This is a genomic window from Leucobacter komagatae (genome assembly GCF_006716085.1).
GTDB classification, from domain to species: Bacteria; Actinomycetota; Actinomycetes; order Actinomycetales; family Microbacteriaceae; genus Leucobacter; species Leucobacter komagatae.
Map to the genome: position 1 here is coordinate 3,137,901 of NZ_VFON01000001.1, position 16,464 is coordinate 3,154,364.

The 16,464-nt window shown below is 59.0% G+C and carries 13 protein-coding genes and 2 pseudogenes; 10 read left to right on the forward strand and 5 right to left on the reverse strand.

The window, feature by feature from the left end; all coding sequences use genetic code 11:
• Positions 1-90 precede the first annotated feature (90 nt).
• Entirely contained in the window at positions 91-1,017 is a 927-nt protein-coding gene (locus FB468_RS14160) for a HamA C-terminal domain-containing protein (RefSeq protein WP_170219742.1), read from the forward strand.
• Positions 1,014-3,554, forward strand: coding sequence for a DEAD/DEAH box helicase (locus tag FB468_RS14165; RefSeq protein ID WP_141887902.1), 2,541 nt, complete (start codon positions 1,014-1,016; stop codon positions 3,552-3,554). The genes FB468_RS14160 and FB468_RS14165 overlap by 4 nt, the downstream gene beginning before the upstream one ends.
• A 121-nt stretch (positions 3,555-3,675) precedes the next feature.
• Here FB468_RS14165 and FB468_RS14170 read toward each other — a convergent pair whose 3' ends face one another.
• Positions 3,676-4,233, reverse strand: a complete 558-nt coding sequence (locus tag FB468_RS14170; protein ID WP_141887903.1) for a hypothetical protein — start codon at positions 4,231-4,233, stop codon at positions 3,676-3,678.
• Between the two features lie 341 nt (positions 4,234-4,574).
• Here FB468_RS14170 and FB468_RS14175 point away from each other — a divergent pair, with 341 nt between their 5' ends.
• Positions 4,575-6,254, forward strand: a complete 1,680-nt coding sequence (locus FB468_RS14175) for a DUF262 domain-containing protein (protein ID WP_170219743.1) — start codon at positions 4,575-4,577, stop codon at positions 6,252-6,254.
• Positions 6,255-6,608: 354 nt separating this feature from the next.
• Here the strand turns inward: FB468_RS14175 and FB468_RS17705 are convergent.
• The 3 genes and pseudogenes from FB468_RS17705 to FB468_RS17590 form a co-directional block, all read right to left on the reverse strand.
• Positions 6,609-6,689, reverse strand: a pseudogene (locus FB468_RS17705) (hypothetical protein); the annotation flags it as partial.
• A 342-nt stretch (positions 6,690-7,031) separates the two neighbouring features.
• Positions 7,032-8,516 (reverse strand): FtsK/SpoIIIE domain-containing protein, encoded by a 1,485-nt coding sequence (locus FB468_RS14185; protein WP_141887905.1) that lies wholly within the window; start codon positions 8,514-8,516, stop codon positions 7,032-7,034.
• A gap of 826 nt (positions 8,517-9,342) precedes the next feature.
• The gene (locus FB468_RS17590; protein WP_281290293.1) at positions 9,343-9,474 is read right to left on the reverse strand and encodes a hypothetical protein; all 132 of its coding nucleotides are present in this window, start codon (positions 9,472-9,474) and stop codon (positions 9,343-9,345) included.
• On the opposite strand from FB468_RS17590, the pseudogene FB468_RS14195 reads away from it, so the two are divergent.
• Positions 9,415-10,532, forward strand: a pseudogene (locus FB468_RS14195) (IS3 family transposase). The gene FB468_RS17590 and the pseudogene FB468_RS14195 overlap by 60 nt on opposite strands.
• Positions 10,533-10,697: 165 nt before the next feature.
• On the opposite strand, the gene FB468_RS14200 reads toward FB468_RS14195, so the two are convergent.
• Complete coding sequence (locus tag FB468_RS14200) at positions 10,698-11,459, reverse strand: GntR family transcriptional regulator (protein WP_141887907.1); 762 nt, start codon at positions 11,457-11,459, stop codon at positions 10,698-10,700.
• A 195-nt stretch (positions 11,460-11,654) separates the two neighbouring features.
• Here FB468_RS14200 and FB468_RS14205 point away from each other — a divergent pair, with 195 nt between their 5' ends.
• The 6 genes from FB468_RS14205 (at position 11,655) to FB468_RS14230 (ending at position 16,403) form a co-directional block, all read left to right on the forward strand.
• Positions 11,655-12,635 (forward strand): fumarylacetoacetate hydrolase family protein, encoded by a 981-nt coding sequence (locus tag FB468_RS14205; protein WP_141887908.1) that lies wholly within the window; start codon positions 11,655-11,657, stop codon positions 12,633-12,635.
• A 46-nt stretch (positions 12,636-12,681) separates the two neighbouring features.
• Positions 12,682-13,617 (forward strand): MBL fold metallo-hydrolase, encoded by a 936-nt coding sequence (locus FB468_RS14210; RefSeq protein ID WP_141887909.1) that lies wholly within the window; start codon positions 12,682-12,684, stop codon positions 13,615-13,617.
• 169 nt (positions 13,618-13,786) lie between these two features.
• A complete protein-coding gene (locus FB468_RS14215) occupies positions 13,787-14,143 on the forward strand; it encodes a hypothetical protein (RefSeq protein WP_141887910.1) in 357 nt (118 codons plus the stop codon).
• Between the two features lie 287 nt (positions 14,144-14,430).
• Entirely contained in the window at positions 14,431-14,799 is a 369-nt protein-coding gene (locus FB468_RS14220; RefSeq protein WP_141887911.1) for a hypothetical protein, read from the forward strand.
• 218 nt (positions 14,800-15,017) lie between these two features.
• Complete coding sequence (locus FB468_RS14225) at positions 15,018-15,206, forward strand: hypothetical protein (protein WP_170219744.1); 189 nt, start codon at positions 15,018-15,020, stop codon at positions 15,204-15,206.
• Positions 15,207-15,524: 318 nt separating this feature from the next.
• On the forward strand, positions 15,525-16,403 hold the full coding sequence (locus FB468_RS14230) for a hypothetical protein (protein WP_141887913.1): 879 nt from the start codon (positions 15,525-15,527) through the stop codon (positions 16,401-16,403).
• Positions 16,404-16,464: the final 61 nt, after the last annotated feature.

Consider the following 16,464-nt stretch of genomic DNA (forward strand, 5'->3'; position numbering starts at 1 on the left):
GTGCTTATTGGAGACTAGATCTGTGCGTTGATGGAGAGTCCTTCCTGACGATGTAGGTCATTTCCCGATATGTTGAGCTATGGAGGGACCATGACTCAACTGATTGCACTGGACGACATCGCCGCTGGCACATCGGAGCAGACGCGATCGTTCTTCCATGTCCTAGGGGAACGAACCATCCCCGACACGCGCGTGAACTACCGGGTCCACTGGCTCGCGCTAGACGCAAACGGCCGGCATCGCACAACGGCATTGGCGCGACACCTCTACTACCGCATCGTCGACTACTGCATCCCTCGCTCTCGAATTCAGGAAGCCCGTGCACGCGATGCTCGGGAAGGGGGAAACGTTCAGATGATGACACTGCAAGAAGAAGCTCGCAGGATGTTCATGGACTCCGAGACGTCTGGCGAGGGAGGCGAGCTCCTGCTCTATTTTCTTCTCGAAGCGGAGCTGAACATCCCGCAGATTTTGTGCAAGATGCCATTGAAGACGAACACAGCGATGCCGATTCACGGCGTGGACGGTGTGCACGCAGCGATTCGGGAGGACGGCGGCCTCGCAGTTTACTGGGGTGAGTCCAAACTCTATGGAGATGTGCAATCCGCGATGACTGATTGTCTTGAGAGCATTGCCCCGTTTCTCGTTGATGACGGGGCTGGGACGGCACATCGCGATCTCGTGCTCGTGCGCGAAAATCTTGACGCCGGAGACCGTGACCTTTCTCTCAAACTCGTGCAGTACTTCACCGACGACGCTCCCGAGCGTCTGGGGCTTGAGGTGCGCGGCGCTTGCCTCGTGGGTTTCACTCACGACGCTCATGGAGATCCATTTCGAGAGGACAAAGCCACCATCGTTGAAGCCGTTCAAGAACGTATCGACGCATGGTCGAAGAGCGTCGGAACGAGAGTACAGAATCGCGCCATTCACGGTTTTGAAATCGAGTTCTTCTGCATGCCCTTGCCTTCAGTGCAGGAGCTTCGAACCGCATTCAATGACCTTCTGAGCCACCGATGAACGACGACGAATACTGGGGCGAAGTCGCGGTCCTCACTGCTTTCGCTGAGGGAGTCCGTCTTTCCACCCTCAAATCCACACGCAGCGTCTTCGCTAACGTACGCCCCGACGACCCGACTCCGAGCATCGACTGGGAACGTCACCTCCTTGCAGCCAGCCTCGTGACGACCCAAGCTCCTGAATCGATCCAGTCGGGTGCACTACGCATTGTGCAAGGGTGCCTTCAGGACGTTGATGCGTCCACGCAGCAGAAGGAGGCAGCGGAGTATCTCTTGAGACGCCTCGGCAATGCTCGGGCGGCTGACCTCGCCCTTGAGAAGGGTCTAACTCAGGATCGGAAGGACAACATCGGGGCGAGCCCGCTGTCACTCGACCTCATCCGACGAACACTAGAGCTCAGCGTCGACGGCGGAGACCGTCGCATGCCGGTGAACCATTTCCAACGCCAGTTCTGGAGCGCCGCTGAGGAGGCCCGGTGGACTAGCGTCTCCGCGCCGACCTCAGCCGGCAAATCTCACATTGTTAGGTTATGGCTTGCCACCCAGATCGCGAATCGTTCGCGTTACCGTGCGGTGTATCTGGTGCCTACTCGGGCGCTGATTGAGGAAGTCAGTCGAGAACTCGAAACTGCTCTTGGTGATAACGCCACGGTCACTACTATGCCGTGGGACACACGAGTGGGTGAACGCCCGCACGAGCTCTTCATTCTGACCCAGGAGCGATTGCACATTCTGCTGCACAAGCACCCCAGGATGACTTTCGATCTCATCTTCGTAGACGAAGCTCAGAAACTGAGCGATGGGACCCGCGGAGTCTTGCTCCAAAGGACGTTGGACGAAGCGGCGCGACGCGGCGAGCCGAAGATCATCTTCGCCAGCCCTCTCACCTCAAACCCTGAACTGCTTGTAGAAGGAGTTCCGGGCACTTCGACGGCCTTGCTCAGCGAGACAGTTACTGTGAACCAGACATTGATTCATGTGAATCAGCGGCGGTACCACCCAATGCTTTGGGACATGGTCGCACTCGTCAACGGCGAACGTATGCCGATCGGTGAATTCGACTTGCCCGCTCGTCCAGTTCCCGAGAGTAAGCGGCTCTCCCTCGTCGCCGTCGCACTTGGCAGCGAGCACTCAGGCAACGTCGTCTATGCCAATGGAGCCGCAGAAGCAGAGAAGATCGCGGGTCAGATATGCGACGCTCTCTCCTCGTCCAGCTGGCAAGTGACGAAAGACACCCTCGACGTGGTGGAGTTGGTCGAGAAGACCATCCACCCCCAATATCTCCTTGCCGCCTATTTGAAGCAAGGAGTGGCGTTCCATTACGGCAACATGCCACTTCTGGTTCGTGAGGCCGTAGAACGCCTCTTCCGCACTGGAGATATTCGCTATCTCGTCTGCACATCCACCCTCCTCGAAGGCGTCAACTTGCCCTGCCAAAATCTCTTCGTCCGGGCACCGCGCAAAGGAAACAATACCCTCATGTCCGCTCCAGATTTCTGGAATCTGGCAGGCCGGGCAGGACGTTGGGGTGTGGAGTTCCAGGGCAACATCGTCTGCATCGATACCGAGTCAGAGAGCATCTGGAGCGAAGTTCCAGTTCGCCGTTCCCGACAGCCATTGGAGAGGGCCACCGACACACTCCCGCGCAAATACCTCGAGCTGCACCAGTACATCCAGGAAGGCACTCCGGTCGGCATTTCGCGAACAGACCCTATCCTGCAGGCGCTCTTCGGCATCCTTGCAGCTGCTCGAAGGCAAGAACAAGACCTAAACGACTTGCCCTGGCTACAGGTTGACGCCAAAGAGAAGACTGCGCTTTCCGAGCTCGTCGATGAGAAATTGTCATCACTTACCGTCTCTCCTGAAACGCTGCAGACTCACGCAGGCATCAGCCCGATCTCTATCCAGCGTCTATTCGATCATTTCCAATCAGTCGGCAGCAGAGATGAGTTTGAACTGGCCCCGCCTGAAAGCTACGACGCCCTCAACTCCTACATACGCGCCATCCAGATATGCTTCACGTTCCTCGGAGCCGATTTCACCTCAAACGAAGGCCGGCACTACTCTCTCGCTCTGCTCTTTGTGGAGTGGATGCGAGGGCGGCCTCTCGCCGTGCTCATAGCTAGCCGCCTGAGCTATTTGCGGCGGAACGGAAAGAAGCACAGTCTTCCAGTAGAGATTCGTAACGTGCTCAAAGATGTCGAGCAGTACGCACGGTTTGAGGGTCCGCTCTTTCTAGCATGCTATTCCGATGTCTTGAACGAAGCTATCCCACCAGATCCGGGCGCAGAGGGATCAAGAGACATTGCCATGATGATGGAGCTCGGAGTCTCCCGTATCACTGAGGTGTCAATGATGAGCTTGGGGCTCTCCCGGACTAGCGTTGTCGCGCTTTCCGAACACATTGTCGGTGACAATCTCTCGCCCGCCGAATGCCTCGAATGGATCTCCTCCCGCAAAATCGAATCCCTTGACCTACCGGTTTTGGTCATCGAGGAAGTTCTGAATGCTCTGCACAAGCGTGCAAACACCATCTAGCTCTAGCACGGATATGTGACGACGGGAGGCTGACTAGCTATCTAGCAGGTACCAATCGAATACCGCGTTTCCTGTTTGCCCTGGCGCTTGGAGACCGCCGAATCCGTCTACCAGGGCACGCTCAGGTTCGAGATCCACGGATGTGCGCAGCAATCTTCTTGGCCCGACCGGTCGTCTGCGCACGGGCCTCGCTGAAGTCGAGATCAGCGAATTCATCGGCGGCGAAGTACCGAACGTAGAGATCGTCCGAGATAACTTGCCAGTAGCTATTACTGCGAAGCCTCACGTTCTGAGCGAAAATCGGGGTGGCTTGTTCGCCAAGCGGCTCGAACTGGTCGAAGGTCGGATCCATGAGCAGCCCGAACTCTTCGGAGACGACGATCATGTGGCCGGCGTAGATCTGGAAGGGGGTGCCACCTGCGAAGGTCTCGATGAGCGGAGCCGAGATACCCCGCCTCGCGAGGAAGGACTCGCCGAATGCCTGACCGCGCTGGCCGGTCACCTGGTGCCCGGTTTCGAGATCGGTGGCGAACAGGGAGACGGCTCTCGCCTCAACTTTGTGACCCAGCTGCATCGCTACCTCGAGGAGGAGCGCAGTCGCCTCGACGCATGTGGGTCCAGTGAAGAGGCCTGCGACGACGCGTGTCGCTTGTTCGAGTTCTGCAATGGGGTCAGTCATAAGGCCATTCAAGCGCATCCGTAGAAGGGTAAGACCTTTATCAAGCCGCCAGAGCGGCTTCGGTGGGGGGTGGTATAGAGGCTCCCAGTTCGGAGCATCGCGGAATGCGCCAACCTAGTGGCCCACCTCTGCAACGCATGCAAAATGTGAGGAGCTTTGCAAGAAACGGAACGTTAAACCTTAGTCGAAGATAGGAATTGGCCAATCCGTCTGCCTGGGGGCTGAGCGCTAGCGCGTGGAACTCTGCCTCAGGCATGGCCAGGGAGCGTTGGGGGTCCCCGCTTCGAGCCGCAAGAAGGTATGGTGAGGAGAGAAGACAGACCGAGGAAATAGGGGCGCAAATGTCGAACAAAATAGATTTTGATCTTAAAGGCATAGGCTACCTCTTCAAGGTCGAGATTCTTCAGGTGCCTCTCTACCAGCGTTCGTACTCTTGGGGGACGGATCAGATCAATGATTTTTGCTCCGACATAAAGAATGCTTTCGGTTCTTCTCAGAGAGAGCATTTCATGGGAACTGTCGTCTTATCCTCAGAAGAAGGTGCCAGGCTGACCATTATCGATGGTCAGCAACGGCTGGCCACGACGACGCTTTTCCTAGCAGCGATGCGGGACTACTACGAAGAGCACGGTGAGAATGCGCGAGCGAATGCGATCAATTCTGAGTACCTCAATATGTTCTCGGACGAGGAAGGCGCTCATGTTCCGAAGCTTGTCCTAAACGCTGAGGATGACCATTTCTTCAGGCAGTTCGTTGTGCCTGATGCTGAAGCAGTGGGGGCCACACGTGACTCTCATCGACTTCTTGAAAATGCCAACGAGAAAATTCGTTCCTTTGTGCAAGAGCAAGCAGAGCAAGCCGGAACGAACTGGGTTGACACTTTTGTCCGGTGGAGGAAATTTATTGAGTCGGGCCTCCGCGTCATCTACGTAAAGGTTCCAAGTGAGTCTGACGCCTTCATGATTTTCGAAACTCTGAATGATCGCGGCGCAAACCTCACGCTTTCCGATCTCTTGAAGAACTACCTGTTTGGGCGAGCATCTAAACAGGCGAATGGGCTTGAGATTGTGCGAGACAAATGGCTTGTCGCATTTGGGGCGCTCGATGCAGATCAAGATCTCTTCATTGCCTATCTTAGGCACCTCTGGAATTCGAAGCGCGGGGCGACGCGGGAAGCCTACTTGTATAAGCAGATTAAGAGTCACGTCACGACGGCTACGCAAGCCATTGAATTCGCGACTGAAATCGAGTCCGGTGCCGGGGTTTATGCGGCGTTGTTATCTAGTGATGACGACTACTGGTCTGCCTGGGGGAAATCAACAAGGCTGAACATTGAGACACTTAACCTTCTGGCATTAGGGCAAATCCGACCTATGCTTCTCGCTGTTCTGCAACACTTCACCATGAAAGAAGCAAAACGTGTTCTCCGGCTTTCGGTTAATTGGGGTGTGCGCGGGCTCATCGTCGGTGGCATCGGAGGGGGATCGACGGAGAAGGCCTATTGCGATGCCGCCGTTGCTGTGAGAAAAGGCGAAGTGAAGACAGCGGAAGAACTTCTGTCGAGGCTCGAGGTGATTATCCCCAGCGACGCTGAATTCCATAGTGCCTTTTCAAGCGTTCGTGTCTTGAAGGCATCTCTCTCGCGATATTATCTTCGCGCACTCGAAGCCCGAAGGAGAGGCGAAGCGGAGCCCGAATTCGTAGCTAATCCAGACGAGGCCGAAATCAACCTTGAGCACGTATTGCCCAAGAAGGCAACTGAGACCGACTGGCCTGCGTTCCCTGGCGACTCGGGGAAACAATGGGTCGATCGACTCGGGAATCACGCGTTGCTTCAGAAAGCTCCGAACGACTCGATTGGCAATCGGCCCTTTAATGTTAAGAAGCCAGTCTTGGCGTCGTCCAATTACGAACTTACGAAGGAAATTGGTTCGCAGGCCGACTGGACTGCAAGCGAGATTGAAAAGAGGCAAGTTGAGCTTGCCTCTGAAGCATCGGCGACTTGGCCGCGCATGATCTAACCGAACGCGACTTGGTACCTAGGAAGTCAGAACTCTGTATGAGCAACTGGTTTACGATCCCCAAGCTCCGAACGAAGAGCATCTGGTTTCGGCTTCGACTGCAAGAGTTCTTGGGGTCGGTCGGAGAATGAAGGTGCTATGGATTCAGCGGACATAAACCCACCACATGCGAACTTTCGATGGGTGCGAAGCTCAGGAAATTAGTGGGCAAATCTAGTGGCCAGCGTCCTGCAAAGCATGCAAAACGTGACGGGCTCTGCAAGGCATGGAACGTCGAACCCCTGGTCAAGTAGCGGAAAGTAGCCGTTACGTCTGCCTATTGGCCCACTAACCTGCGATGGGGCGTCAGATGAGTTATCGATCCGCTGATCTCAGCGCATCGACCACTCGTTCCAAGCTGCTCTCCGTACTCTCGTGCTCCCAGAAACGAATGACGGTCCAGCCGGCGTCCTCAAGCGACTTCGAGTTCCGCGCATCTGGGTCTGAACAGGCTCGCCTCGCTGCCCAAACAGTATGCGGTGGTTTTCGGGACCTCGGTGAAGCATCCCGACTACCTTTATGGTTCGTACAGCAGACCCGTTACCTAACAGCGATGACTCAGACGTGAGCGCATCCTGGTATCGTCTACCGGAATGCATTGAGGTCTTACCCGCTTGATGCTGGACCCTGCGTAAACTCATCACAAACCAGGCTCAGAGGCGATGCCGAAGTTGCGACGCTAGCGGCCAATTTAATGACGAACGTTCTGCAAGGGAAGTAAACAGTGGATGAGAGAAGCTACTTTGCGTCTGGATTCCCCATTCTTGTTTCCTTCCATCGGTCCGCGGCAGATTCGAATGCGTCGGCAAGCTCACGATCATCCACATGGGCAAACCGTACCGACTCAAGTTTCTCGCCTTCAGCACATACCGCGAGTCCAGGAGCACTGGAAGAGGTCCGCTGAAACGGGTTATGAGTTCCGGTGAAATCGATGAAATCTTGTTCTGCGTGCATCTGCAAGGCGATCCGCTTTGCACGAGTAGCGAGCGCGAGATTCCCGAGTTCTCCCATCCTCTGCGATCCGAGGATGATGTGTATGCCGAGACCGGCTACTCGTCCAGCGGCGGCAAGAACTTTTTCGAAGGTAGTGTCGTCGTGAACGAACTTGTAGGCCTCATCCGCGCAGATTACCCAGGCAGGAAACTCCTCACGAAGGCCAGGATCACGTCTCCATAGACTCCGCACAGACTGATATCCGAGTGCCTTGAGCCGTTGCTCACGCCGCTTAGCCTCCTTAAGTACAGCTTCGAGATCGAGCTCACCATGTGGTGACAGTGGCAGTACAGTCGCGCCAAGATCTTCGAGTACCCGAACAGACTGGAAACTGTCTAAGTCAAGGATCGAGAAGCGGAGGTATTCAGGCGGAAGCGAGAATGCGAGGGCAAAAGCCATCGCCAAAATAGCATTGCTCTTTCCGGATCCCGTGGACCCTACGATAAGCGAGAGCCCGTATCCAGGATCAAACGGGTCAAGAGCCCAGAACCTCCCGTTTCCTAGTGCACACGGTGCAAGCGCGACATCACGCATTCGACGTGCCGCGTCCCACCGTGCAAGGGTAACCTCGCCACTGAGGGACGGATTTCCGAGAATCACTTGAAGTGCAATCGGCTCAGAAGTGTCAAGCGACGGGAGTTCGTGCACACCTTCTTCGGGCTGTTTTCTTCCTGCACCTCCAGTCGCGTGGAGTGTACGGCCATCTGCCTGCGCTCGCTTTAGGATCAAGCTGGTGAGGTGGTCTTCGACTTGGGACGCGAAGTTCTGCACGTCCGAGTATCCTTGATAGAGGAGTGTTCTGCTGCTGGTGAGCTTGTCCTTGAAGGCCAATACCTGGCGGTACTGCTCACCCGGATCCGCTGCAAAGGTGGGTTCGACCGCCCGGAAGTACATCAAGATTTCCGGATCGGTCGATTTCGAGCGGCGTTCGTAGGCGATCTCAAATTCCTCCCGAAAGCCTGAGGAGAATTCGCCGGTTGGGGTACCCCAGCGTTTCCACAAGATCCCGATAAACACGTCGCACGCCTGGACATCCGGGTTAATGCGGCTCTGCGGTCGCCCCATGCCGGGTACGGTGTTCTCCCAGCCCCGGAGCTCTATGTGCCAACCTAGGTCCGCGGCGAGGCGTTTATTAATCGCATATACCACGCGCGCGAGCTCACTGCGTTCTTCCCCAACGTCACCTGGAGAAGCCATGAATACAGTCAGGACGTTCCGGGTAACTACCACATGTGCCTCCTGACGTCAGGGCGAATAGATACACCTCAAACATACCTGTGCGTTGGTCGCTCGTTCGGCGGCACTAGCGGATGGACTCTATCGGAGGATTCCTGTTCTTCACAAGATGGTTCCGCATCGTCGGCAGGAGATATGGATTCATTCGGTGAGCTGGGCGAAACGAAGCGTAGAAGCTACCTTTGCCGATATGCGTTTCGTTCCGCAATATCCGGCAGCGAGCCCAGACGGAGTAAGTGATGGCACTGAGAATCAATCGGAGATCACAGAAGCTGCGCTCGACGTAATCTCGCCATAGAACTTAGCCTGGTGCGAGCTGTCGGCTGCGAAGTGAGTGGGTCGTTTCAGTGGTCAACGTGCCATGAAGCATGCAAAACATGACGCGCTCTGCAACGCATGAAAGGCCACAACACCAGTCAAGTAGGGGAAAGCGGCCGATCCGTCAATTCATCGCCGGTTGGTCAACTAATCCCGGGGCGAGCTCTCCAGAGGCGGCCCGGACTACTCCTGATGAAAGTGGTGTGCTAATCGAAGACTAGGCCGGGGTCGGCCAACCTTCTTTCTTGATGCGATCGCGCCAGTAGGTATCCGCGGCTGTTCCGCCCTGCAAAGCGCTGAACTCATCACTCCGCTCGGTGAGCGCGATCTGAGAGTCAGTCTTATCTACGAAGGACTCCAGTGCAGCGTACAGGGCTGTCCCGCTAATGAACTCTGCGTAGGAACGGACGGACTCCACCACAGGGAAGATTGCCGGGCGGGTCTGCTGCACGTTTAGGTGACATTCTGACCTGACCTACGGTTTGGTTTCCACTCGGGGTCGCTAGTCGATGGCCTTCATGAAAGGCTCACCAACATGCCACGCCCGTACCCACCAGAGTTCCGCAAGCGTGCGATCGCGCTCGTCCGCGAAGGCCGGCCGGTCAAGCAAACCGCCGCCGATCTCGGTATTCACGAGGTCACTCTTCATTCGTGGCTTCGTCAGGACGATATCGATACTGGCCGGAGGCCAGGCAGATCTACCAGCGAGGGCGCGGAGCTGCGAGCAGCACGGGCCCGGATCAGGCAGCTCGAGCAAGAACTCGAGATCGTGAAACGAGCCTCAAAATGGCTTTCTGAGGAGGAACGTGTCGACCCAAAAGGGCGCACCCGGTGATCGATCGTCTCATCGATACCGGGGCACCCGTCGAGACCTGCTGCCGTCTCCTGGGAGTCTCCAGGCAGGGCTACTACCGCTACCGGAAACGCCCGACCAGCGCCACGCAGCTGCGCGGGCAGTGGCTCACTGGCCTGATCCGGGAAATCCACACGGCTCCGCGCGGAACGTGCGGGTACCGTCGCATTCATGCCGAGCTCACCATCGGGATGGAGATCCCGTGTTCGAGTCGGTTGATCTCGGTACTGATGGCCAAGAGCGGCATCTACGGGCTCCCGGGCCCGGCCCGGGTGAAGCGATTGAAGGGAGTGGCTACTGCCGACGATCTCGTGCATCGCAAACTCCATCGGCTGTCGCCGGACGAGCTTTGGGTGGCGGATATCACGGAGCATCCGACGCGGGAAGGCAAGGTGTTCTGCGCGGCGGTACTTGACGTCTGTAGTAGGAAGATCGTTGGTTGGGCGATCGATTCCAAGCAGGATTCAACGCTTGTGGTGAATGCGCTCGACATGGCGCTCCGCTCACGAACCCCAGATCCGGGTGGCATTGTCCATGCGGACCACGGGGTCCAGTTCACATCGTGGGCGTTCGCCCAGAAGTTTCGCTCTGCAGGGCTCCTGTCGTCTTTCGGGTCCGTCGGTGATGCGCTCGATAACGCGATGATGGAATCCTTCTGGTCATCAATGCAGGTAGAGCTGCTGAACTAGAAGAAATGGAGAACTCGGATTGAGCTCGCGAACGCGATTTTCGAGTACATCGAGGTGTTCTACAATCGCAAACGAAGGCACTCGTCGTTGGGGTGTCAAACGCCCACGGACTTCGATCTCGCTTTCTCGAAACAGTTGACATCCGCCTGAGGTTAGCGACCGGGGTTGGAAACCAAACCGTAGGTCAGGTCAAAACTGTCACCTAAACGTGCATCAGGCCCACTCGCAATCGCCGAGCCCGGTCAGGCTTGGGCGTATGAATGCCGTGCCCGCGGCGGCTCGACTGCATCGTGCGCGGCGCCCGCACCGAGCACCCTAACCAGACAGTTGGGCACCCACCCGAATCTCCGACATGCTCACCGAGGGCCAGCGCGCGAGGGCGTCGAGGACGCGGCGTCGTGACGCCTCGATGTGGGGGCCGAGGAAGTCGACCGCGCTCTGAGCGTCACGCTTTTCGATGAACCGCACCACGTCGGTGAGCGCGCTCACGCGGCCCCCGAGCTCCGCGAACTCGGATTCGATGACGAGGCGCCAGACGCGGCTGAGCTCGCCATTGATGCGGTGGTGCGAGGCGAGCAGGTACGGATTATCGCTGGCCTCGGCGATGAGCGTGAAGATCTGCAGTGCGGCGTCGATCGCCGCGACGAGATTGTCGCGCGTGGCCCGGTCGTTGCCGGGTACGACCTCGGCGTTGAGGCGTGCGCCGACCTTGGTGACCTCTGCGAGCTGCCCGTCGGTCAGCGATGGGATGCCGGTGCGGGCGATCTCTGGGGCGAGGAGCGCCCAGAAGTCGAAGAGTTTGCCGACCGAGTGCAGCGTCAGCGGCGCGACGACTGACCCCTTGCGTGGCTGGGTGATGAGCAGACCCTCTTGGTCAAGTCTCGTCATCGCGTTGCGCACGGACGCCATGCTCATGCCGAGGCTCGTGACCAGCCCGCGCTCGGTCACCTTCTGACCGGGTGTGAGGCGGCAGGAGATGATGTCGCCCTTGATGCGGCTGTATGCGATCTCGGCGAGCGGGAGGTCGGCGGCGCCCTCGGGGGTTGCGCTCGTCTCCGTCTGCGTGGGCTGTGCCATTTCGCTGCCTCTCGGTGTGGAACACCCTCAGACTACAACCTCTTGCACTCTCAGGTAAGCGGGCATAACATGTGAAAACCAACTCTGTGACATGTCAGGATCGCAGGTTTGGGAGTTCGCAAGGGTGCGTCCACACGCTGTGTACGCGCTCGAACGTCTCGAAACACCCACCCCCGAACCCAGCTGGAGCCCGCAATGAGATTCGTCACCTTCCACCGCCCGGGGGATCCAACCCCGCGCCTCGGCCTCGACAACACCGACGGCGAGACGTACACCGACCTCACCGCGCGATACCCGGAAGACCCGGCGTTCGCGTCGATGCTCGCGCTCATCGACGCGGGGGGCCGTGGTCTCGATGCCGCATGGGAGGCCTACCAGAAGCTCGACGAGGCGGTGCTCGTTGAGCAGGACGCGATGACGCTCCTCGCCCCGTTCACCCCGCGGCGGATGCGCGACTGCGGCCTCATCGTCAGCCACCTGCGCCAGAGCATCTCGCGCACTGCGCGCTGGATTACCGAACACACGGACGACGCGCGCTCCTACGCGACGCTCTACCGTCAGCTCGACGGCACCTTCAGCCCGCTGTACGACCCGGCGACGCCGGTGCAGTACGCAGAGCGGAACCCCGAGACTGTGTCGGCGCCGAACGCCGTGCTCGAGTGGCCGGCCGGCAGCGACTACCTCGACTACGAACTCGAGCTCGCCGCGGTCATCGGCAGGGGCGGCACGTACATCACACCCGAGGAGGCCGAGCAGCATGTCTTCGGGTACACCGTCTACAACGATTGGTCGCTGCGCGATGTGCAGGCCCGCAATGCGCTGGCGGGCGCCGGAGCGCACGGCAATGCGAAGGACTTCCCGGAGTCGAACCCCTTCGGCCCGTGCGTGGTCACCCGAGATGAGATCCCGGACCCACAGAACCTCCGCATGTCGGTGCGGGTCAACGGCGAGACGTGGGGCGAGGGATCCTCGGCACAGATGATCCACTCGTTCCCCGAGGCCGTCGAGCACATCAGCGCCCGCGAGCCAATCGTTGCCGGCGAGGTCTGGGGCACGGGCACCGTGCGCAACGGCTCATCTTTCGAGCTTGGTCGCCGACTCCCGAGGCCCGCCCTCGTCGAGCTCGAGATCGAGCGGATCGGGGTGCTCGCCCAGTACGTCATCCCGAAGCCCTAGCCACACGTCACACCCGATCAAACTCGTTCCAGAAAGGACACCACCCATGAACGCCCCAGTTCCCGCCCTCGAAGGCGACCCTCGCCTCATCCGCCTGAGCGACGACGTGTACGTCTTCGGCACCTACCCCTACTCCGGCCTCATCGTCACCGACGAGGGCTGTGTCGCCGTTGATGGCCCCATGTCGCCGCAGAACTCGGTGCTGTGGAAGGAGTTCATCGACAGCAAAGGCCCGCTGAAGTACCAGGTCTACTGCGAACACCACTCCGACCATGCGGTCTCCGCGCCGCTGCTGGAGCCCGAGGTGCTCATCACCTCGGAGACAACCGCGCTCGGCCTCGACTCCGACGAGGCGGCGCGCGAGGCAATGCGCACCTGGGGGTCGTACCCCGACACCGCGCCCGAGTTCATCGACGCGTTCAAGATGCGGCGCCCGAACCTCACGTACCGCGGCCGCATGAACTTCGAGCTCGGCGGCAAGCGGTTCACCCTGTTCGAGGCTCCGGGGCACACCATGGGCTCCACGGTTGTGCACGCCATCGACGACCGCGTCGCGTTCATCGCCGACACTGGAACGACGCCCGCGATCCAGTCCGGCAACCCGGTCTCCTGGCTCACGACGATCGCCCTGCTCGAGACGCTTGACGTCGACTGGTATGTGCAGGGCCACTCCGACCCGCTGAAGCGCGAGGATCTCCACTACTGGCGCACTAAGCTCCTCGCCGCCCTCGACCAGGCGCGCGCCGACCTGGCGAACGGTGTGACCCCACAGGAAGTCGCAGAGCGGGGCGGGGTGCTCTCCGTTGTCGAACTCTTGCAGAAGCCATTCGTTGGCCGAGGCGATATGCCTCCCGGGTTGCGCCAGGCGGCAGGGACGACGCTGCAGGAGTGGGGCGTTGATCGCATGTACGAGGCGATTGCCGCCCACCCGACCGATGCGCCGGGCGCCGCGCTCGGCCCGGGCCTTCGAGAGATCGTCTGAACCGTCTGGTGCGGCGAGCGTACGTGCTCGCCGCACCCGGTCTGAGCCGCACACTGTGTGCGCAGGATCGCGGACGTCGCATTGCGATCCAAGAAACCGACCCTGCCGCTGTAGTGTGAGACCCATCGCGCGCACCAACGCGATGGTGAGGCGGAGGGGTGTCGGGCCTATGGGGCTTCGGATTGAACTTGAGGTTGAGAACCCGAACGAGCCGCCGGCGGTCGACGTGCATTATGAATGGACTCAGTTCGCCCTGTGGATGTCAGGGAAGTACGGATACGGAAACCTGGCTGGTCACGAGATTGGGTTGAGCCCCGAGCTCGTGCAAGCCTTGTGCGACTGGGGAGACCGGGCTGATGCCGTGTTCCCAGCTGATGATCCTGCGAGCTTCGAACTGTCGGACGATTTTCTGCAGGAGGGATACGAGCTGGCGCGTCGAGTTCGTGCGGAACTCCCCGCTGAGTGGGTGGTCACCACCTGGAACCCCGCGTCGAGGTCAACCGTTGAAGTCGCCCTCGACGACTGACGTGCATGAGTATCGGCCCCGCTCTCGCTTCGCGTGTTGGGGGCACCCGCACGGAGCGAGATCTTGCGCTGAAGGTGCGGGTTGGTGCAGGGCCGCGAGAAGCAGATGCAAGGGGCACCGGAACGCGCTTGTATTGAACCGTCCGCCGGGTCGCTCAGAAAACTGGCCGATCGATAATCCTCAAGGGCAGTAGCGGGGATTCAGCCAGTCTGCTGGAGTATCGTTAGGGTTGCGGACGCGAAAAGCTCAACGCAGCATTCGCTCATGCCGAAGGGAGCTGGTTGTCGATGCACGTTCAGAGCCTGTCGGCCCTCAAACAGTCGGTCGGTTCCCATTTTCAGGCGAAGGCGCGATACCGGGGAACTGTTCGCCATAATCCAGAGCGAGATCGAGAAGATGGCTTCGTGCGATTCTTGCTCTTTGACTCGTTTGCTTTTGGTTTCGGCTTTTCGGGGGCACCGTATACCTCGGTGAGCTGCTTCTATGAGGCATCGGAGGGGCTAACTACAACCGTCCTGCTGGGTATCGACCTTGCCTTCGTCGAGAACGACGAGGAATCAATTTCGCGGGCGCTCCGCCACGTCGAGCACTACTGTCGGCTCCGATTGCCAGACAAGTACCTTGCCGCGTGGGAGGTCGGAGAGCCATCCAACTGAACCTGACCGTTCGTTCCTCGCACAGAGGTCTAAGTTGTAGTTGATTTGAGCCGGGTAGCCGCCGGGTTCGAGACCTGTATCGCAAAACTCAACTCACGATTCGACAGTTTGGGAGTTGCACCTTCGCGTCCAGTGAACACCTTCACGTACAGTTCGTCTGCTACGACGCGCTGGTGTTTAGTATCGCAATGCCGCGGGAGCCGTATTCGAGTCTGTCGGTGAGCCATATCTATGGTCCGGGCGAGAATTCCTCGCAAGAGCTTCTTGGCCATGACCTCACCTTCGTGGAGATCACTGAGGAAGCTTTTGCGGCAGCATTCGAGGTCGTGCGAGAGTTCTCTCGGCTTTGGCTCCCGGACAAGTACCTGGACGCCTGGGAAAAGGTAGAACTGCGCAAGCGAAGCTAGGCACACGAGTCAGCGCTGCCAACTGCTGGCGCGAAATAGTGTTCAGATCCGCGTGGCAACCATCGCGCGTGGCCTTGCCGCCGCGGTCAGGAAGGCACGAACCGCGACTATCTCCAAGCCGGGGTTCGACGGAGCGTAGGCGCGGCTCGCAGCTGTGGCATGGATCGAAGAAAAGCAACTCCGCAGGCGTCGTCAGCGTGAGATTGCAGATTTGGCCCCGATCGAGCCTCCGCTCGCGTTCGATCCTCGTTGGGCCCTGTGCCCGGCCTGCGGGATGTCGCCGACGTCAAAGCGAAGCCGACCTGGAAGATGGAGGCGATGAATCGTTCACAAGTGACCCGGTGGGCGTTGTTCCAACGCCAAATCGTCCGGGCTGACTATCACCTCTCTGACCCGCTGTTCAGCCCGTTCAGCGCGAGCCCAGGTGATCCAACTGCGCGGTTCTACATGGAGAAAGACAAGCCGTGGCGGAGCAAACTCATCGCGCATCGTGTCCGAGGGTGCTTCGATGCCGCGTTGTTCACGATCGCTTTCGCGGCATTAGTTATCGCATTCGTCGGGATGGCATTTGAGGGAGTGATTCCCCCTGGGACATTATTTACCGCAGTGATAGTGGCACCTTGCCTGCTTGTGAGCCTGTGGTCGTTGATGAAAGCGCATTCGTGGCTGCGGTGGATGGTGCGGAACTGGAACACGCGCACGCTCGCTCCACGCAGTCGCGAGAGACGCCAGCGAGGTCGAACACGAGGGCAACGACCCACTACGGCCGCCGAGGGCAATCACCGGGCGGGGGCTGGGGCGCTGGGCGAGATACTTCGGGTCTGGTTCTTCTCCCAGTTCGTCCGGGTGCAGATCAAGGCAGATTACCGTGTCGGCGACAGTATTTTTTCGAGCACCGCGATGCCGGGGTTGCCCGGTGGTGCCCGCCAGTATCCGGAGGAATATCTGAGCAGCGGGAGGGTGTGGCGGAGTGTGATGATGCTCTTGCGAGCCGGGTACCTCACCCTCGCCGTAGTGATCTTGTGGGTGACCGCGCCGTGGAACTGGGAGAGTGGGCCCAGCGGAGACCCTGTGGGTTGGTTCTTCTACGGCATCGTCGTGATGGTCTCGCTCCGTGTCGCAATTCCATCCCAGTCATTCCTCCGGTGGATGATTCTCAACTGGAACGCCGAGAAGCAACTTCCTGCAGCTCGTTGATGTGTGGCTTGCCGCAGCTTAGAGATGTGGTGGGCCGCGACATTCGACGGGGAGGCTTCAC